At 70.2% G+C, this 14748-nt stretch carries 16 protein-coding genes; 8 read left to right on the top strand and 8 right to left on the bottom strand.

Annotated features, from left to right (window positions below; all coding sequences use genetic code 11):
- The first annotated feature begins 23 nt into the window (after positions 1–23).
- Entirely contained in the window at positions 24–2582 is a 2559-nt protein-coding gene (locus ACWGJM_RS29495) for an FHA domain-containing protein (RefSeq protein ID WP_453414762.1), read from the top strand.
- Positions 2583–2679: 97 nt separating this feature from the next.
- Here ACWGJM_RS29495 and ACWGJM_RS29500 read toward each other — a convergent pair whose 3' ends face one another.
- From ACWGJM_RS29500 to ACWGJM_RS29510, 3 genes are all read right to left on the bottom strand, one after another.
- Complete coding sequence (locus ACWGJM_RS29500) at positions 2680–3444, bottom strand: transglycosylase SLT domain-containing protein (protein ID WP_453414763.1); 765 nt, start codon at positions 3442–3444, stop codon at positions 2680–2682.
- Positions 3445–3742: 298 nt separating this feature from the next.
- The gene (locus ACWGJM_RS29505) at positions 3743–4840 is read right to left on the bottom strand and encodes an S-adenosylmethionine:tRNA ribosyltransferase-isomerase (protein ID WP_453414764.1); all 1098 of its coding nucleotides are present in this window, start codon (positions 4838–4840) and stop codon (positions 3743–3745) included.
- The gene (locus ACWGJM_RS29510) at positions 4837–5532 is read right to left on the bottom strand and encodes an SDR family NAD(P)-dependent oxidoreductase (RefSeq protein ID WP_453414765.1); all 696 of its coding nucleotides are present in this window, start codon (positions 5530–5532) and stop codon (positions 4837–4839) included. Before ACWGJM_RS29510 ends, ACWGJM_RS29505 begins: the two co-directional genes overlap by 4 nt.
- 266 nt (positions 5533–5798) lie before the next feature.
- Between ACWGJM_RS29510 and ACWGJM_RS29515 the strand changes: the two genes are divergently transcribed.
- The 3 genes from ACWGJM_RS29515 to chpE all read left to right on the top strand — a co-directional run bounded on the left by ACWGJM_RS29515 (position 5799) and on the right by chpE (position 7942).
- Positions 5799–6944 (top strand): GAF domain-containing sensor histidine kinase, encoded by a 1146-nt coding sequence (locus ACWGJM_RS29515; RefSeq protein ID WP_453414766.1) that lies wholly within the window; start codon positions 5799–5801, stop codon positions 6942–6944.
- Positions 6937–7578 carry a response regulator gene (locus ACWGJM_RS29520; protein WP_453414767.1) on the top strand — a complete coding sequence of 214 codons (642 nt, stop codon included), beginning with the start codon at positions 6937–6939 and terminating at the stop codon, positions 7576–7578. Before ACWGJM_RS29515 ends, ACWGJM_RS29520 begins: the two co-directional genes overlap by 8 nt.
- 115 nt (positions 7579–7693) lie before the next feature.
- A complete protein-coding gene (gene chpE, locus ACWGJM_RS29525) occupies positions 7694–7942 on the top strand; it encodes a chaplin ChpE (protein ID WP_453414768.1) in 249 nt (82 codons plus the stop codon).
- Between the two features lie 195 nt (positions 7943–8137).
- On the opposite strand, the gene ACWGJM_RS29530 is transcribed toward chpE, so the two are convergent.
- The gene (locus ACWGJM_RS29530; RefSeq protein WP_453414769.1) at positions 8138–8926 is read right to left on the bottom strand and encodes a hypothetical protein; all 789 of its coding nucleotides are present in this window, start codon (positions 8924–8926) and stop codon (positions 8138–8140) included.
- A gap of 150 nt (positions 8927–9076) precedes the next feature.
- Between ACWGJM_RS29530 and ACWGJM_RS29535 the strand changes: the two genes are divergently transcribed.
- The 3 genes from ACWGJM_RS29535 to ACWGJM_RS29545 all read left to right on the top strand — a co-directional run bounded on the left by ACWGJM_RS29535 (position 9077) and on the right by ACWGJM_RS29545 (position 11427).
- Positions 9077–9874, top strand: a complete 798-nt coding sequence (locus ACWGJM_RS29535) for an ABC transporter ATP-binding protein (protein ID WP_453414770.1) — start codon at positions 9077–9079, stop codon at positions 9872–9874.
- Between the two features lie 47 nt (positions 9875–9921).
- Positions 9922–10353: an NfeD family protein gene (locus ACWGJM_RS29540; protein ID WP_453414771.1), complete on the top strand. Its 432-nt coding sequence runs from the start codon at positions 9922–9924 to the stop codon at positions 10351–10353.
- A gap of 129 nt (positions 10354–10482) precedes the next feature.
- Positions 10483–11427: an SPFH domain-containing protein gene (locus ACWGJM_RS29545; protein ID WP_453414772.1), complete on the top strand. Its 945-nt coding sequence runs from the start codon at positions 10483–10485 to the stop codon at positions 11425–11427.
- Between the two features lie 71 nt (positions 11428–11498).
- Here ACWGJM_RS29545 and ACWGJM_RS29550 read toward each other — a convergent pair whose 3' ends face one another.
- The 3 genes from ACWGJM_RS29550 to ACWGJM_RS29560 all read right to left on the bottom strand — a co-directional run bounded on the left by ACWGJM_RS29550 (position 11499) and on the right by ACWGJM_RS29560 (position 13538).
- Positions 11499–12011, bottom strand: a complete 513-nt coding sequence (locus ACWGJM_RS29550) for an HNH endonuclease (protein WP_453414773.1) — start codon at positions 12009–12011, stop codon at positions 11499–11501.
- 154 nt (positions 12012–12165) lie between these two features.
- On the bottom strand, positions 12166–12705 hold the full coding sequence (locus ACWGJM_RS29555; protein WP_453414774.1) for a YbhB/YbcL family Raf kinase inhibitor-like protein: 540 nt from the start codon (positions 12703–12705) through the stop codon (positions 12166–12168).
- A gap of 50 nt (positions 12706–12755) precedes the next feature.
- Positions 12756–13538 (bottom strand): sporulation protein, encoded by a 783-nt coding sequence (locus ACWGJM_RS29560; RefSeq protein ID WP_453414775.1) that lies wholly within the window; start codon positions 13536–13538, stop codon positions 12756–12758.
- A gap of 138 nt (positions 13539–13676) precedes the next feature.
- Here ACWGJM_RS29560 and ACWGJM_RS29565 point away from each other — a divergent pair, with 138 nt between their 5' ends.
- On the top strand, positions 13677–14327 hold the full coding sequence (locus tag ACWGJM_RS29565) for a DNA-3-methyladenine glycosylase (RefSeq protein ID WP_453414776.1): 651 nt from the start codon (positions 13677–13679) through the stop codon (positions 14325–14327).
- Positions 14328–14408: 81 nt separating this feature from the next.
- On the opposite strand, the gene ACWGJM_RS29570 is transcribed toward ACWGJM_RS29565, so the two are convergent.
- The coding region (locus ACWGJM_RS29570) for a hypothetical protein (protein ID WP_453414777.1) at positions 14409–14748 on the bottom strand (340 nt) is incomplete at its 5' end.

Raw genomic sequence — 14748 nt, forward strand, 5'->3', positions numbered from 1 at the left:
GGGACAACTCAGTGGGGCATGGAGTGCCGGAACTCGTACTGGAATCAAACGGACGGACCTGGACGCTCGATGCGTCCCGGACCTATAACCTCGGACGCGATCCGCAGGGGGACATCGTGTTCGACGACGCCAGGGTCTCCTGGCGCCACGCCACGGTCAGCTTCAACGGCCGCAGTTGGGTGATCGAGGACCACGGCAGCACCAACGGCACGTTCGTGCAGGGCCAGCGGATCCCGCAGCAGACGGAGATCGGCCCCGGCTCGGCGGTGCACCTCGGCAACGCGACCGACGGACCGCGCCTGAACCTCTCCGGCGCCGCGGCGGCGGTCGCGCAGCCCCAGCAGCAGCCGTACGCGGCCCAGGGCGCGGGCCCCGGCTGGGCCCAGCAGGCCCCGCCGCAGCCGACGTCCCAGCCGCAGGCCGCGCAGGCCGGCTGGCAGCAGCCACAGCAGGCCGCGCCGGTTCCGCAGCAGATTCCGCAGCAGCAGAGCGGTCCGGGCGAGGGTTACGCGCAGAACGTGCCCGGTGGTGGCGCGGGGGCGCCGCCGGTCTACGGCGACCGCAGCCCGACCACGTTCCACCAGTTCTCCCTGGGCCGTGTGATGCACATCGGCCGCGCGCTGGAGAACGAGCTGGTCGTCTCCGACCTCCAGGTCTCGCGCCACCACGCGGAGTTCCACGCCACGCCCGACGGCCGCTTCGAGATCCGCGACCTGGGCTCGCACAACGGCACGTACGTCAACGGCCAGCCGATCGCCAAGGGCGGCTCGGCGGTACTCGGCCCGAACGACATCGTCGGTGTCGGCCACTCCACCTTCCGCATCGTCGGCGACCGCCTCGAGGAGTTCGTCGACACCGGTGAGGTGTCCTTCTCCGCCCGTCACCTGACCGTGACGGTCGACGGCGGCAAGCAGATCCTGAAGGACGTCTCGTTCGGCGTCCCGGAGAAGTCCCTGATCGCGGTCATCGGCCCGTCCGGCTCCGGCAAGTCCACCCTCCTGAAGGCGCTCACCGGCTACCGGCCCGCCAACCAGGGCGAGGTCCTGTACGACAACCGGAACCTGTACAAGCAGTTCGCCGAGCTGCGTCAGCGCATCGGTCTGGTCCCGCAGGACGACATCCTGCACAAGGAGCTGACCGTCAAGAAGGCCCTGAAGTACGCGGCCAAGCTGCGCTTCCCGGCCGACACCACGGCCGCCGAGCGCGACGCCCGCATCGACGAGGTGCTGCGCGAGCTCAAGCTGGACATCCACAAGGACAAGAAGGTCACCTCCCTCTCCGGTGGCCAGCGCAAGCGTGTCTCGGTGGCCCTGGAGCTGCTCACCAAGCCGTCCCTGATCTTCCTGGACGAGCCGACCTCCGGCCTCGACCCGGGCATGGACCGCGACGTCATGCAGCTGCTGCGCGGCCTCGCGGACGACGGCCGTACGGTCCTCGTCGTCACCCACTCGGTGGCCGAGCTGGCGCTGTGCGACAAGCTGCTGGTGATGGCACCGGGCGGCGCGGTCGCCTACTTCGGCCCGCCCGAGGAGGCGCTGAACTTCTTCGGCTACGACACCTGGGCCGACGTCTTCTCCGCCTTCGAGAACTACCGCGACTACGACTGGGCCGGCCGCTGGAAGGGCTCGCAGCACTACCAGATGTACGCAGCGGACATCGACGCCGTCGCCCCACAGTCCGTACCCATGCCTCCGCCACAGGCGATGAAGCCGCCCAAGCCGCAGGGCTGGGGCTCGCAGCTGATGACCCTGATCCGGCGGTACGTGACGGTCATCGCCTCCGACAAGGGCTTCCTGGCGCTGACGGTGATCCTGCCGGCGGTGCTCGGCGCGGTCAGCCTGCTCATCGACTCGGACAAGGGGCTGCTGGTCAACCCGGTGAACCCGAGGACGCACGTGCCCGTCCCGAACGGCACGGCGACCACGGTTCTGCTGATCCTCGCCGTGGGCGCGTGCTTCGCGGGAGCGGCGAACTCCGTGCGTGAGCTGATCAAGGAACGGGTCATCTACGAGAGGGAGCGGGCGACCGGCCTGTCCCGGTCGGCATACCTGATGTCCAAGGTGGTCGTGCTGGGCGCGGTCACCGTGCTTCAGGGGCTGATGGTCGGCCTGATCGGCTTCTCCAGCCGGGAGATCCCCGACCGGGGCCTCGTCCTGGGCGGCTCCACGCTGTTCGAGCTGTGCGTGCCGATCATGGCGCTGGGCTTCACCTCGATGATGGTCGGCCTGGTCATCTCCTCGTTGGTGAAGACCGCCGAGAAGACCATGCCGCTGCTGGTCATGTTCGCGATCATCCAGGTCGTGTTCACCGGCTGCCTGTTCACCCTGCACGGCACGCTCGGCGTCAACGAGTTCTCGTACCTGATGCCGTCCCGCTGGGCGGTGGCCGCCGCCGGCACCACGCTGGACTTCAACAACATCGCCCCGAACGCCGACGACCCGACGAACACGGACCCGCTGTGGGACCACCAGGCCTCCGCCTGGGGCATGGACATGGTCGCGCTGATCGCCCTCGGCGTGCTCTGCGGCTTCCTCGTGGCCCGCTTCCTGCGCCGCCACGAGCCCGAGGTCATGCGCAAGTAACCGGGCCCGGGCCCGGCCCGTGCGACGACGAAGGGCGGCACCCGCAACGGGTGCCGCCCTTTTCGTCATTTGCGATCTGAAGAGGTCCGCGCCGACCTCAGTACGCGCTGTTGACGTTGTCCATCGAGCCGTACTTGTCGGCCGCGTAGTTGCAGGCGGCCGTGATGTTGGCGACCGGGTCGTAGATGTTCCACGAGGTGCCGGGCACGTGGTACGCCTTGAAGGTCGGCGGGATGACCTGGAGCAGGCCCTTGGACGGGATGCCGTTGATGGCGTTGACGTCCCAGTCGTTGATCGCGCGGGGGTTGCCGGAGGACTCCCGCATGATGTTGCGGTGCAGGCCGCTGTAGCTGCCCGGGATGCCCTTGGCCTTCATGATGTCCAGGGACTGCCGGATCCAGCCGTCCAGGTTGTCGGCGTAGCTCTTCGCGGCGACCGGCTTGACGGCGGGGCGCGCGGCGGACCGGCCGGCGGCCGCCTGCACGGCACGTGCCTTGGCAGCGCGCACCTGAGCGGCCTTCTTGGCGGCGGCAGCGGCGGCGGTCTTCTTCGCCGTGGCCGCGGCTGCCTTCTTCGCCGCCGTGTCCAGCGCGGCCTGCTTCTTCGCCGCGATGGCCTCGACCTTCACGGTCTGGGTGGCGAGCTGGTCGGTGACGGCGCCCTTGACGTCCTGGATCCGCTCGGAGCTGTAGGCGACCTGGGGCGCGGACACCGGGGCGCCCGTCGTGATCGTCTTCGCGCTGCTCGGCACCGCCGAGAAGGCGATGGCGGCGACACCGAGGGTGGAGACGCCGGCGATGGCGATCTTGCGGTGCTTGGTCAGGGCCGGACTGAGACGACGGATGCGGAAGTTCTGGGGCATGTCTTTGGACCTCTTCGAATTGCGCGGAGGTCGCTCTCGGCTGGCGGGGGAGTCGGTTCCGTTCCCGCACGAACGCCGCGGGCGGAACCCACGGCGCTGAGCGACGGAGGCAATTCTTAGCGGCCGCAAAACGGACAGGCAAAGGTGTGACGTACGACCCTGGATAGTGGATCAGGGAGGGGCAAAACGGGACAGACTAGAACGTCTGCCCCGTTCATGGACGGACCCTTTATCTCCTATGTCCCTTCGTACGTGATGTGCGCCCTATGTGCGGGCTCACATCGGCCTCACGCCTCCTTCACCAACCGTTGCGTGAGCAATGCACTGCGTGAGGGCCCTCCGCCGCCCGGCCCTTCGGGAGGATGAGGTGTACATCGCCGAACTCGTGCCACAGGTAGCGGCCCCGCAGCGCCTCCTCGTAACCGCGGTCGATCGCCGCCCGCCCCGCCACCGCCTCCAGCATCAGCAGATGCGAGGCCTCGGGTTCGTGCAGCCCGGTCAGCAGCCCCTCGACGACCCGCACCCCGCGCTCCGGCGTGACCACCAGATCGGTCCACCCCCGTGCCGCCCGCACCACCCCGTCCGGACCCGCCGCCGACTCCACCGCCCGCACGGCCGTCGTCCCGACCGCGATGACCCGCCCGTCGCCGCCCCGGGCGGCGTTGATCAGCCGCGCCGACGCCTCCGGCACCGCGAACCGCTCCGGATACGGCGGCTCGTGCGCCTCCGCCGACGCCACCCCGGTGTGCAGCGTGATCGGCGCGAACCGCACCCCCCGGCTCACCAGCTCCGCCACCAGCCCCGCCGTGAAGGGCCGCGCGGCACTCGGCATCTCCGCGCTGCCCGCCCCGTCGTCCGACGGCAGCGCGAACACCGTCTGGTACGCGGACAGCGGCTGGTCCCGCTCCGTGTAGGAGTAGCGGATGGGCCGCCCGTGCTCCCGCAGCACCCCAAGGACCTCCGCGCCGTCCGGCCGCGCCCACCACAGCCGCTCATCGCGCCCGCTCAGCGGCTCCTCGAACACCAGCCGCGCCCCGCCCGGCAACGCCACCTCTGTGCCCGCGGGCCCACCCGCACGCGCGCGCGTGGTACCGAGCCCGTCCGGACTCCGCAGCTCGACCGCCCACCGCCCGTCGTCCCCGCGCGTGGAGAAGTGCACCACCACGCGCGCGTCCCCGATCCGCCCGTCCACCGCGGCGGCCAGCGTGGGCGAGGTGTTCACCACCAGCAGGTCCCCGGCCCGCAGCAGCCGCGGCAGCTCGGCGAACCCGTGGTGCGTCACCTCGGTGCCGCGCGAGACCAGCAGCCGTACGGCATCCCGGTCGAGGCCGGGCCCCCGCTGCTCGGCCGGCACCCGCGCCGACAGCTCCTCCGGAACCCGCACCGCGGTGGTCACCGCCCCTCCACCAGAGCCGGCGCCGCGTACCGCCCGCTCGCCGGCCGCTCGTCCAGCAGCCGCAGGAACGCCGGTACGACACTGGCGGGCGCCGGACGCGGATCGTCGTCGTCCGGTACGGCCGCCGCGTACAGATCCGTCGCCATGTCCCCGGGATCCACCGCCCACACCCGCAGCCCGGGCTCCTCCGCGCCGAGCACCGCCACCAGCTGGTCCAGAGCCGCCTTCGACGCCCCGTAGCCGCCCCACGTCTCGTACGCCTCCGCGGCCGCGTCCGAGCTGACCGTGATCACCGTGCCCGCCGCCGACTCCCGCAGCAGCGGCAGCACCTCCTGGACCAGGCCCAGCGCGGCGACCACGTTCACCTCCAGGGCGCGCCGCAGCCCCTCCAGCGGCAGCCTCTCCAGCCGCAGAAGCGGCTCGGCGCCCAGCGCGCTCGCGTTGCTCACCAGCAGATCGACACCGCCCAGCTCGGCCGCCGCACCCACCAGCTCGGCCCGGTGCCCGGCGTCCGTGACGTCACCCGCCAGCGCCTCCACCCGCGTGCCGTGCCCGGTCACCGCCTCCGCCACCGCACCGAGCGCCTCGGCACCCCGGGCGTCCAGCACCAGATCCCAGCCCCGCGCGGCCAGCGCCTCGGCGAGCGCCCGCCCCAGCCCCTTCGAGGCCCCCGTGATGATCCCTACCGGCATGACAACCGTCCCCTCGTTCTCGGCCGCCTCCATCGGCGGTGACCTCAACGTAGGAACGGCACGGTCCCCGCCGCCTCGGACGCGGGCCCCAATGCGGCGGGTCCCTTCGCCCTACGCCACCGGCCCGGGACCCGCGCCCTACGCCACCGGTACGGGACCCGTGCCCTAGGCCGCAGGCCTACGCCACCCGCCCTAGGCCCACCGGCCCGGCCGATGCCGCCATCGGTCCCATCCGCGCTGTCACACCCCGCCGGTACCGTGAAGTCATGAGTCAAGGCCCCAGGTCCGGCCTCGCCGCGGTGAGCTCCGCGCTGCTGGCCATGAGCAGGCATCTCGAGGTGCGGGACGTCCTCAAGACGATCGTCGCCTCGGCCCGCGAGCTGCTCGACGCGCAGTACGCCGCCCTCGGCGTCCCGGACGACCACGGCGGCTTCGCCCAGTTCGTCGTCGACGGAGTCAGCGAGGCCCAGTGGAAGGCCATCGGCCCGCTCCCGCGCCGGCACGGCATCCTCGCCGCGATGCTGGACGAGGCCCGCCCCGAGCGCCTCGCCGACGTGCGCAAGGACCCCCGCTTCGAGGGCTGGCCGTCCGCGCACCCCGACATGTCCGACTTCCTGGGCCTGCCGATCAAGGACGGCGACGAGGTCATCGGCGCGCTGTTCCTGGCCAACAAGAACTGCCCCAAGCCCGAGGGAAGCTGCGGCTTCACGGAAGAGGACGAGCAGTTGCTCGCCATCCTCGCCCAGCATGCCGCGATCGCCCTCACCAACGCCCGCCTCTACGAGCGCAGCCGCGAACTGACCATCGCCGAGGAACGCTCCCGCCTCGCGCACGAGCTGCACGACGCGGTCAGCCAGAAGCTGTTCTCCCTGCGCCTGACCGCCCAGGCGGCGGCCGCACTCGTCGACCGCGACCCGGGCCGCGCCAAGGGCGAGCTGCAACAGGTGGCGGCGCTCGCCGCCGAGGCCGCCGACGAACTGCGCGCCGCCGTCGTGGAGTTGCGGCCCGCGGCCCTCGACGAGGACGGCCTGGTCGCCACCCTGCGCACCCAGATACAGGTCCTCGACCGAGCCCACAGCTCACGCGTGACGTTCGCCGCCCGCAGCTTCCGCGCCCTGCCCGCCGCCCAGGAGGAGGCGATGCTGCGCGTCGCCCAGGAAGCCCTGCACAACGCCCTGCGGCACTCCGGGGCCGAGCACGTCGACGTGACCGTGGACCGGCGCGGCTGCGGAGCCGTCCTGCGCGTCACCGACGACGGCCGCGGCTTCGACCCGCAGTCCGTCCGCCGCGCCGGCCGCCACCTCGGCCTGGTCTCCATGCGGGACCGGGCGAGCGGCGTCGGCGGCAGACTCACCGTGGAATCGGCGCCCGGCAAGGGCACCGCGATCGAGATGGAGGTCCCCGGTGGCTGACGCGATCAGGGTGCTGCTCGTCGACGACCACCAGGTCGTCCGCCGGGGCCTGCGCACCTTCCTGGAGGTCCAGGACGACATCGAGGTGGTGGGCGAGGCGGCCGACGGCGCCGAGGGAGTCGACCGCGCCGAGGAACTGCGGCCCGACGTCGTCCTGATGGACGTGAAGATGCCGGGCATGGACGGCATCGACGCGCTGCGCAGGCTCCGCGAACTCGACAACCCCGCGCGCGTGCTGATCGTCACCAGCTTCACCGAACAGCGCACGGTGGTACCGGCCCTGCGCGCGGGCGCCGCCGGATACGTGTACAAGGACGTCGATCCCGACGCGCTCGCCGGCGCCATCCGCTCCGTCCACGCCGGCCACGTCCTGCTCCAGTCGGAGGTCGCCGACGTCCTGCTGTCCCAGGAGGAGGCCAACTCCGGCCAGGGCAGGGGCGGCTCGCTCACCGAACGGGAGCGCGAGGTGCTCGGCCTCATAGCCGACGGCCGCTCCAACCGGGAGATCGCCCGCGCCCTGGTCCTCTCCGAGAAGACCGTCAAGACGCACGTCTCGAACATCCTGATGAAACTCGACCTGGCGGACCGCACACAGGCGGCGTTGTGGGCGGTACGTCACGGTGTGACGGGCTGAGATTCATACCATCGCGGGAATGTCCCCCTGATGGCGCATCCTCCGGCGATCTCCGGCGTTCTCCAGTGCGTGCCGCGGCGACTGCCGCGGCGCTCACCAAGGAGGGGTTGAAGAAGTGAAGCACCTGAAGAAGGCGGCGGCCGTGACGATGGTGGCCGGTGGTCTGATCGCGGCCGGTGCCGGAATGGCCTCCGCCACCACCGGCGGCGCCTGGGCGGGCGGCGAGGCCAAGGGTTCGCCGGGCGTCGTCTCGGGCAACGTCGTCCAGGCTCCGGTGCACGTCCCGGTGAACGCGGTGGGCAACAGCGTGAACGTCATCGGCGTGCTGAACCCGGCCTTCGGCAACCTGGGCCTCAACCACTGAGCCCACCCGACCAAGACCCAGGCCTCCCGAGTGCACCGGGGGGCCTGTCAGGTTTTCCGGGGCGCCCTCTCAACGCCGGTCTGCACCATCCAGCCCGTCCGGCGTTTGAGGACGAGGCCGTTCAGGCCGATACCGGGGTCTGGGGCAGAGCCCCCAGCAACGGACGCGCACCCCCAGGCACCCGCACCCGAGCACTCAGCGAACCCCTCGCTCCCGCTCCTCCACAACGGAGTTGTACGCCGCGACCTGCGCCCGCCGAGCCGTCCGCTCCACAGGCCTCAGCGCCTCCACCCGCGCCGCCATCTCAGCGGAGCTGACCGCACCCCCGTGCCCGTTGTCATGAGCGAGGGACACCAGCAGCCCCACCCGCTGCGCCAGCTCCAGCACCCGCACCGCCCGCGGCGGATACCCCGGCGCCAACACCTCCCGCCCCCGCTCGGCGCGAGCCCGATACGCGTCGATCGCCGCCTCCGCCACCGGCCCCGACCCGGCGACGTCCAGCCGCGACAGCATCTCGGTCGCGTCCCGCAAGGCCTCCGCCAGCTCGCGCTCGGCCTCACCCAGCGACGGCACATCGGCCGGCGGAGCCTCCTGCACGGGAAGCGCGTGCCAGACCACCTCGACATGCACATCACCGGCCGGCCCGGCCTCGTACACCTCCGGCACCAGTCCGAGAGCGGCGCCGTGACCGATCACCGCCTCCTCCGACTCCAGAGCCCGCGCATTGAACTCCGGCGGTCCGCTCAGCCCCAGCGGATGCCCGGGCCGAGGCAGCGCGACCCGCAGCCCGGTCACCCCCAGCGCCCGCAGCCGCCCCAGCGCGAGCGTGAGACCGACCGGCGCCGACTCGCCCGGCAACCCCTCCACCCGGTGGACGGCGTCCTCCCCGACGATGGCGAGCACGGCGTCATCCGGCGAGACAAATCCGGCCAAAAGGGCATTTCCCCAAGCGGCGAGTCGTCCTGCACGTGGTTCCGAGAGCATGCCCCCACCCTAAGGACCGGACCGATGGAATGGAGCGCCGCACTCGTGGCGTAGATTTCATATGGGCTGCGCCCATCGGCGCGGCGGACCGAGCCACAGGCGTACGCGACAGCCGAGACCGGCCACACTGCAAGGGGAGACAACGCGCTCATGAGCGATGTTCTGGAGCTTCAGGACGTATCCGTGGTCCGCGAGGGCAGGGCTCTGGTGGACCAGGTCTCCTGGTCGGTCAAGGAGGGCGAGCGCTGGGTCATCCTCGGCCCCAACGGCGCCGGCAAGACCACCCTCCTGAACGTCGCCTCCAGCTACCTCTTCCCCAGCAAGGGCACCGCCACCATCCTCGGCGAGACCCTCGGCAAGCCCGGCACCGACGTCTTCGAACTGCGCCCCCGCATCGGCATGGCCGGCATCGCCATGGCCGAGAAGCTCCCCAAGCGCCAGACCGTCCTGCAGACCGTGCTGACCGCCGCGTACGGCATGACGGCCGGCTGGCAGGAGGAGTACGACGAGATCGACGAGCAGCGCGCCCGCGCCTTCCTCGACCGTCTCGGCATGAGCGACTACCTCGAGCGGCGCTTCGGCAGCCTCTCCGAGGGCGAGCGCAAGCGCACCCTCATCGCCCGCGCCCTGATGACCGACCCCGAACTGCTGCTCCTCGACGAGCCCGCGGCCGGCCTCGACCTCGGCGGTCGCGAGGACCTGGTCCGCCGCCTCGGCCGCCTCGCCCGCGACCCCATCGCCCCCTCGATGATCATGGTGACCCACCATGTCGAGGAAATCGCCCCCGGCTTCACCCACGTCCTCATGATCCGTCAGGGCAAGGTCCTCGCCGCGGGCCCGCTGGAGCTCGAGCTCAGCTCCCGCAACCTCTCTCTCTGCTTCGGCCTCCCGCTCGTCGTCGAACAGGTCGGCGACCGCTGGACCGCCCAGGGGCTGCCCCTGTCCTGACCCGGTGCGCCCTGTCCGCGGCAGACCCGCGGCCCTACCATGACCATGTGAACGACATCGACGCATGGGTGTGGTGGCTGGTCGGCGCGGCAGCGCTCGGAATCCCGCTCGTGGTCACGGCGATGCCCGAGTTCGGCATGCTCGCGGTGGGCGCCGTCGCGGCCGCGGTCGTCGCCGGCCTCGGCCCCGGCGTCGTGGCCCAGGTCCTCGCCTTCGTCATCGTCTCGGTCGCGCTCATCGCCGTCGTACGGCCCATCGCGGCCCGGCACGGCAGACAGCTCCCCCGACTCGTCACGGGCATCGACGCGTTGAAGGGAAAGCAAGCCGTCGTCCTGGAGCGCGTCGACGGCTCCGGCGGCCGGATCAAGCTCGCCGGAGAAGTGTGGTCCGCGCGCTCTCTCCACACCGAACGCGCCTACGACGTGGGCCAGGAGGTGGACGTCGTGGACATCGAAGGAGCCACCGCGATCGTCATCTGACCTCGTAGGATTCAACTGGACCGAACACCGCACGAGTTGCGCGACGGTCTGTCAGACTCGACCAGCAAGATCTTCAACAGCCATACGATCTTCCGAGGCGCCGAGGCGGAGAAGGGTACGGGGAACACGATGGAACCGGTCATCATCGTCCTGATCATTCTGGTGGTGTTGGTCTTCATCGCCCTGATCAAGACCATCCAGGTCATCCCACAGGCCAGCGCCGCCATCGTCGAGCGCTTCGGCCGCTACACGCGGACGCTGAACGCGGGCCTCAACATCGTCGTCCCGTTCATCGACACCATCCGCAACCGCATCGACCTGCGTGAACAGGTCGTGCCGTTCCCGCCCCAGCCGGTGATCACCCAGGACAACCTGGTCGTCAACATCGACACCGTCATCTACTACCAGGTGACCGACGCCCGGGCCGCGACCTACGAGGTCGCCAGCTACATCCAGGCCATCGAACAGCTCACCGTCACCACACTCCGCAACATCATCGGCGGCATGGACCTCGAGCGGACCCTGACCTCACGCGAGGAGATCAACGCGGCCCTGCGCGGCGTCCTCGACGAGGCCACCGGCAAGTGGGGCATCCGCGTCAACCGCGTCGAGCTCAAGGCCATCGAACCGCCCACCTCCATCCAGGACTCGATGGAGAAGCAGATGCGCGCCGACCGTGACAAGCGCGCCGCGATCCTCACCGCCGAAGGTACGCGCCAGGCCGCCATCCTCACCGCGGAGGGCGAGAAGCAGTCCCAGATCCTGCGCGCCGAGGGTGAGGCCAAGGCCGCCGCCCTGCGCGCCGAGGGCGAGGCACAGGCCGTCCGTACGGTCTTCGAGGCGATCCACGCCGGCGACCCGGACCAGAAGCTCCTCTCCTACCAGTACCTCCAGATGCTCCCGAAGATCGCCGAGGGCAACGCCAACAAGCTCTGGATCGTCCCCAGCGAAATCGGCGACGCCCTCAAGGGACTGTCCGGCGCGATGGGCAACTTCGGCCCACTGGCGGGCGGCTCCGGCGGCGGCTCCGGGAACGTCCCGGACCAGCGCCGTGAGAAGCCGTCGATCGACTGACCTGTGGCGCACGTGAGTGGGGCCCGCCTTCTCCATGAAGGCGGGCCCCACTCACGTACCACCGCGACGGCCTAGGCCGCCGCCGCGCTCTGCGCCAGCCAATCGGGCAGCGCACCCAAGTCCTCCTGCCCCAGAGCCAAGAGCATCGCATCGGCCGGCGTCGGCTCGAACGGCTGCCGCAGCAGCGCCATGCCCGCCTCCACCGGCGTCCGGTTGGCCTTGCGGTGGTTGTCCTCCGCGCACGCGGCGACCGTGTTCAGCCACGTGTCCTGACCACCCTGCGCCCGCGGCACCACGTGGTCCACGGTCGTCGCCCGCCGGCCGCAGTACGCGCACCGGTGCCGGTCCCGTACCAGCACACCCCGCCTCGACCACGGTGCTTGTCTTCGGAACGGCACCCGTACGTATCTGCACAGCCGGATCACCCGGGGCGCGGGTATGTCCACATCGGCGCCCCGCATGCGCAGTTCGGGGTGGGCCTGCTCGACGACGGCCTTGGCCGTCAGAACCAGCACGACGGCTCGGTTCAGAGTCACCGTCGACAGCGGCTCGAAGCTCGCGTTCAGCACCAGCGTGTCACGCATCCAGCCCACCTCCCATGTGCACCGGCCCACCCCCCGGCGGGCTTGGATCAACTCTGGACGGGCGCGCCGAGATGGACAACGCAATAAAAAATGCCCGCCTCTGATCACTTCCAAGACCAGAGGCGGGCAAACGTTCCATGAACGCTGGGCTCAATCAGGCTTTTCCGGGGTTCTCGTACTCGCCGATGAGCTGGGCCCGGGCGATCGCGTGGAACCGCAGGTTGAAACCGACCACGGCGGGCGAAGCTTCGGAATCCGGACCGAGCTTCTCCTGGTCCACCGCGTACACCGTGAAGACGTACCGGTGCGGCCCGTCCCCGGGCGGCGGCGCGGCACCGCCGAAGTCCTTCGTCCCGTAGTCGTTCCGCGCGTGCACGGCCCCCTCGGGCAGCCCCTCGAACTTGCCGCCGCCCGCACCCGCCGGCAACTCGGTCACCGAGGCCGGAATGTCGAACACGACCCAGTGCCAGAACCCGCTGCCCGTAGGGGCGTCGGGGTCGTAGCAGGTCACGGCGAAGCTCTTGGTCCCGGACGGGAAGCCCTCCCACCGCAGCTGCGGTGAGGTGTTGCCGGCCGCGTGTACCTGAGCGTCCTTGAGCGTCGCGCCCTCCTGGACGTCCTCGCTCGTCACCGTGAACGACGGCACGGGCGGGTGGAAGTCATGGGGGAGCGGCCGCCTCTTGAGCTCGGTCACCTCGGTACCTCCTGAACGGTTCTGGAGTCAGTGACTCCGAGCCTAGGGCCCTAGAACCAGTTGCGCTTGCTGCCGACCTCGGACAGCCACTGGTTGAGGTAGGCCGCCCAGTCGGTCGACTGGTAGTCGTGCAGCCCCACCTGGAACGACCGGTAGGTGTCGCTGCCCTCGCTGAACAGCCCGGGCTTCTTGTCCATCTCCAGCACCACGTCCATGGCGTGCTCGTCGGCCACGAAGCTCAGCTCGACCTGGTTCAGACCCCGGTACTGCGACGGCGGGTGGAACTCGACCTCCTGGTAGAACGGCAGCCGCTGGCGCGTGCCCCGGATGTGGCCGCGCTCCATGTCCGCGTTCTTGAAGCGGAAGCCCAGCTGAATGAAGGCGTCCAGGATCGCCTTCTGCGCCGGCAGCGGGTGCACGTTGATCGGGTCGAGGTCACCCGAGTCCACCGCCCGCGCGATCTCCAGCTCGGTCCGCACACCGATGTGCATCCCGCGCAGCGTCTGCCCGTCGATCATCGTGATCGGCGTCTCCCACGGGATCTCCAGCCCGAACGGCACCGCGTGCACGGCCCCGGCCTGGAGCTCGAAGGCCCCGCCGAGCCGCAGCTTGGTGAACTCGATGTTCTGCTTGTACTCCTCGTCGCCGCTCTCCACCTCGACCTGCGCCTGCAGGCCGACGGACAGACCCTCGATGTTCTGGTTCACGGACCCGCCCTGGATCCGCACCTCACCCTGGACGACACCTCCGGGCACCACGTTGATCTCGGCCAGCTCCGTCTCGACCGAAGCCCCGCCGGCCCCGAGGCTCGCGAGCAGCTTCTTGAACGCCATGACTCTCCCTTTACGAACGGATCCTTGATCCCTAGAAACGCGATCGACGCACGACCGGTTCCGCGCCCACACCCTGGCAAGCCGACAGAACCTTGACCAGCCCTTGGGATCCACTCGTCTGGACTACGCTCGTACGCCATGATCGCGCCCTCGGACCGTACGCCCCTGCCCAGGAAGTTCTTCGACCGGCCCGTCCTCGAGGTCGCGCCCGACCTGCTGGGCCGCGTCCTCGTCCGTACGACACCGGACGGCCCGATCGCGGTGCGCCTTACGGAGGTCGAGGCATACGACGGTATGAACGACCCCGGCTCCCACGCCTATCGCGGGCGCACGGCCCGCAACGACGTGATGTTCGGCCCGCCCGGACACGTGTACGTCTACTTCACGTACGGCATGTGGTTCTGCATGAACCTGGTGTGCGGCCCCGACGGCGTCGCGAGCGCGGTCCTGCTGCGCGCCGGCGAGATCATCGAGGGCAAAGAGCTTGCCCGCAAACGGCGACTCTCAGCCCGAAACGACAAGGAACTGGCCAAAGGCCCGGCCCGCCTCGCCACGGCCCTGGGCGTCGACCGCGCCCTCGACGGCACGGATGCCTGCGCCACGGGGGAGACGCCCCTGCGGATCCTGACCGGGACCCCTGTCCCCTCCGACCAGGTACGCAACGGTCCGCGCACCGGAGTCGCCGGCGACGGCGGGAACGGGGACATCCACCCCTGGCGCTTCTGGATCGCCGACGACCCGACCGTGAGCCCCTATCGGGCCCATGTGCCACGGCGCCGTCGAAGTTGACTCGCGTGGGCGAGGTGCGTAATGTAGCCCGAGCCGCTGAACCGGGTACGGCAATCGCCAGCAGCCGGAGCGGCCAACCCACTACTTACGACTCCCCTCTGCTGGGGACGTTTTCGGCGTGTCCGCATGCCCGAATTCGAACCCGCGGAACTCGATTATGAGCTCGCGAGGGAATCGGCTAACGTAGTGAATGTCGAAAGGCCGACGAGCGAAAGCGAGAAGGCCTGCGGCAAATCCCGCCGACAGGGAATCGGACGCCGAAAGGATCTGATAGAGTCGGAAACGCAAGACCGAAGGGAAGCGCCCGGAGGAAAGCCGCGAGAGATTCTCTCGGGTGAGTACAAAGGAAGCGACCGTTCCTTGAGAACTCAACAGCGTGCCAAAAATCAACGCCAGATATGTTGATACCCCGTCTCCGGTC

This window comes from Streptomyces sp. NPDC054834 (assembly GCF_053611185.1).